This is a genomic window from Actinomadura sp. RB99 (assembly GCF_014706005.1).
GTDB lineage: Bacteria > Actinomycetota > Actinomycetes > Streptosporangiales > Streptosporangiaceae > Spirillospora.
In genome coordinates this window covers 1-3438 of the sequence record NZ_JABMCA010000154.1, presented here as the reverse complement: position 1 = coordinate 3438, position 3438 = coordinate 1, and the positions used below count along the sequence as shown (strand labels likewise).

The following is a 3438-nucleotide window of genomic DNA, read 5'->3' as shown; positions in this document are numbered from 1 at the left end:
CGATCGGCACCTTCATCGACGGCTGGAACGACCGCTGCGAACCATTCTCCTGGACCAAAGACGCCGACGAGATCATCGCCAAAATCAAACGAAAAGAAACTATTCGAGCGAAACACTAGGGACGTCATCCCTTCACCGCAAGAAGGTCACCCTTTCCGAATCATTCGCCGCCGCGCGAACACCGCACCCCCAGCCCCCAATCCACCCACCACAAGGACGACCACAGCGATCACCAGCCCACCACTGCCACCAAGCCCCGAATCACGAGACTCACTGGCGGCCCCCGTCCGCCTTGCCTCCGACACCGCCTGACCGGACCGCCCTCGAACCCCGGACCCGAGATCGTCGTACACCGGATTGGGCGCGGTCTTAGGAACATCAGCCGTCAACGCCTTGTAAGGAATGATGGCGCCGTATCCTGTTCGCTTGTCCCAGCCCGTCGGCCCCACATCCTTGGCCGTGGCCAGCAGACGCTGCACGACCTCACGAGCCGACATTTCCGGAAAGCGTGACCGCATCAAGGCGACCACCCCCGCCGCAAGCGCCGCCGCCTGACTGGTCCCACTATTGTCCGCCGTGAACACCCCGTCTCGGCCGATCGAGCCGACCATGGCGCCGGGCGCAGCCAGCATGACGTTGTCTCCCGGGCTGGTCTTCGACCAGACATCGAGATGCGCGCCGACGGCCCCCACGGCGAGCACGCCCTTGCAGTTGGCCGGGGTGTTCGTCGACTCTTCCAGCGGATCGTTCCCGGCGCTCGCGACGACGACCACGTCATGATGGACGGCATAAGAGACCGCGTTCTCGATGCCGCTCGGGCAGTACGCGCCGGGACCGCCCTGCGATATGTCGATGACCTTTGCCCCGCGATCCACGGCAAAGTGGATCGTGTCCTCGTAATTTCCCAGGTCCGCGCTGATCGGCAAGATCCTGCTCCCGGGAGCGATGCCGACCATGCCTGAGCCGAGGCCCTGGCCGGCGATGAGAGCGGCCATCGCGGTGCCATGCCCGTTCAACTTGGCGTCATCGTCGGCACGGCCGTCCTTGCTCGAAGCGTCTCCGTACCCTTTACCGGGCAGCACGATGCCCTTCAGGTCAGGGAGCCCGGCTTCCACACCCCGGTCGATCACCGCGACCGTCACTCCGGCCCCCCGAGTCATGGGCCAGACCTTTCCAGGGATCTCCCACGCGTCGAACCACCATTCCTCGGCGCGAGGCTTCGGCATCGCGAGGGCAGGCGTAAGGTTGGACGCCATCACGGTGATCGCGGTAGCGAGGGCGGCGGCTCGACCGAGGAACCGGACGTTTCGGCGAAGCTCATAGCGCCGACTTCGCTGGAGTCCCACGATTCACCCGGCTCCGCCGATGACGCGCGGCGCGACGTCGGCATCGTCAAGCCAGAGGTCGGCCTCCTCTAGGAGCCGCACCTCTCTTGTGCGCTCGGCGTTCCTGCCTGCAGCCGCTCCCATTCCTCCCAGCGGCATACCTCCTGCGTTTTCCCTGGCGCCGTATCTCGTCCCGGCGGGTGCCTGGCTCCCGGCTTCGCCGATGGGGAGGCGTTCGTTCCCAAGGACGCCACCTGATGGCAGGCGAGGAACTCGTTCACCCCGGAGAGAGCCGGCCGGGCCTGCTCCTGTCTCTCCCAAAGATGGAGCGCCGTTTCGTCCGATGACACCACCCGCGCTCAACGGACCCATGCCTGGCCGCGTCGGCGGGATACCTCCGTCCCCGGGAATTCGCATCGACGGGAGCCGCGGCGCCGGGCTGCCGATCGTGGGGGACGGCCGTGAAGGCGGCCTTTGGCTGAAGCCGCCATCGTTGGGCAGTGGGTACCCCACTCCACCAGGACTGGCCGGGAAGCTTGGGCTCGACGGCCTTTCGGGACCGGTACCAGGCCCAACTGAAGGCGGTGAGGTGGGTTCGGGGGCGTTGTCCATGCCGGGCCGTGTACCGGCAAGGTCGGAGCCGCCCCTCCCCGGACCGTCGCCGAGTCGCGGCCCATTGCCGGCCGGAGGCCCAGCGGATCCGCCGTGAGGCGCGGGCACCGCATGGCCGCTCGGAGCTCGAGAGGCTGGGCCGCCGCTCGAATCCGCTCCGCCGGCCCCCGCTCCGCCGCCTGCCGCGCCTCCTGCCCCTCCGCCTGGCGTTCCAGGGCCGTTCGCCGCAGGAACACCAGCACTCGCCGGGGGCTCACCAGATGCCGTTCCTCCGAACTTCTTGGTCCCCTCACCGGTCGTCGAGAGGTCGAAGGTCACGGAGGACGGGATCTGGTCGAAGGCGGAGGTTAGGGCGGTGTTGGTTTTGGCGAGGTGTTGCTGGGCGGCTTTGTCGTCGGCCAGTTTGGTGGCCATGGCCTCGGCGGGGTTGGTGCTGGGGAGGGTGCCGAGCGGGGTGGAGGTGGGCGGCATGCTGTGCTGGGAGATCTTCATCGCGGTGTAGCCGCTGTGCATCGCGGTGGAGAACTGGCCGCTGGCCGTGGCGAGGGTTCCGGTGGCCTCGGTGAGCATGCGCATGTCGGCGATGCCGAGTTCCTTGGCGCCGCCCTTCCAGATCATGTTCAGGCGCTGCACGTGCTTGCCGAGGTTGCCTTCGGTCTCGCCCAGCGCCTTCTGGACCATGGCGTAGGCCTCCGCTACGCCGCCGAGGCCTTCCGGCCGGGCCTGCTCGAGGTAGCCGGCGATCGTGGCGTAGTCGTATTGCGCCGGGTTCCCGTGTCCCAGCGTCCCGGGTCGGATCCCTTGGTGGAACGCCTGCCCGCCCAACTGTCCTCCGCCTTTCTCGGTGCTACTGGTCCTGCCAGGGGGTCACGTGCGTGGGCGGCCGCCCTGCGCCGCGGGCGGCGTCGGTGGCCTTCTGCTCGCTCTTGCCGTAGTTGTGCGCCGCCTCGGTGATCCTCTTGATCGCTGCGGCGTAGGCGGCGCAGTAGCGGTCCAGCGCGGAGATCATGTTCTGGTGCGCGGTCTCCACCTTGGGGCCCATCTGCTGCGCGACGTCCCAGTGGCCGACCTCGCCGACCTGCACCTTCAGGGCCGTCAGGGTGCGCTGCAGGTTGGAGAGGTCATCCCCCATGGCCGCGGCGACCTGCAGGAGCTGCCGGCGGTGGACCTCCACCGTGCCGGCACCGGAACCGGCGGGTTTGGGGTCGGCGGTCGGGTCCAAGCCGGTGATGATCGGATCGAGGCCGTTGCGACCGCCCGGGGACGGCGTGACCGGTGCCGTGGCGCCCGGGTGCAGGAGTTGGCTGAGGTCGGGCGGAGGGTCTTGGGGAGGCATGCGCGGTGGTCCTTACCGGTGCGGGGTCAGCCGCCCCACATGGCGGTGTTCTGGCGTTCGGCGCCGAGGTGGATGTCGTGGGATTCGCCGATGACCTTGCTCATGCCGGAGACGGCGGTGGCCATGCGCTGGGCGGCGAGTTTCCATTCGCGGGATTTCTGCTCG

2 protein-coding genes are annotated in these 3438 nt (G+C 68.2%); both read right to left on the bottom strand.

Features of this window, described 5'->3' with window-relative positions; translation table 11 throughout:
* Positions 1-146: 146 nt before the first annotated feature.
* Entirely contained in the window at positions 147-1256 is a 1110-nt protein-coding gene (locus amrb99_RS49070) for a S8 family serine peptidase (protein ID WP_241756673.1), read from the bottom strand.
* A 1528-nt stretch (positions 1257-2784) separates the two neighbouring features.
* On the bottom strand, positions 2785-3273 hold the full coding sequence (locus tag amrb99_RS49065) for a hypothetical protein (RefSeq protein ID WP_190868973.1): 489 nt from the start codon (positions 3271-3273) through the stop codon (positions 2785-2787).
* Between the last annotated feature and the right edge of the window lie 165 nt (positions 3274-3438).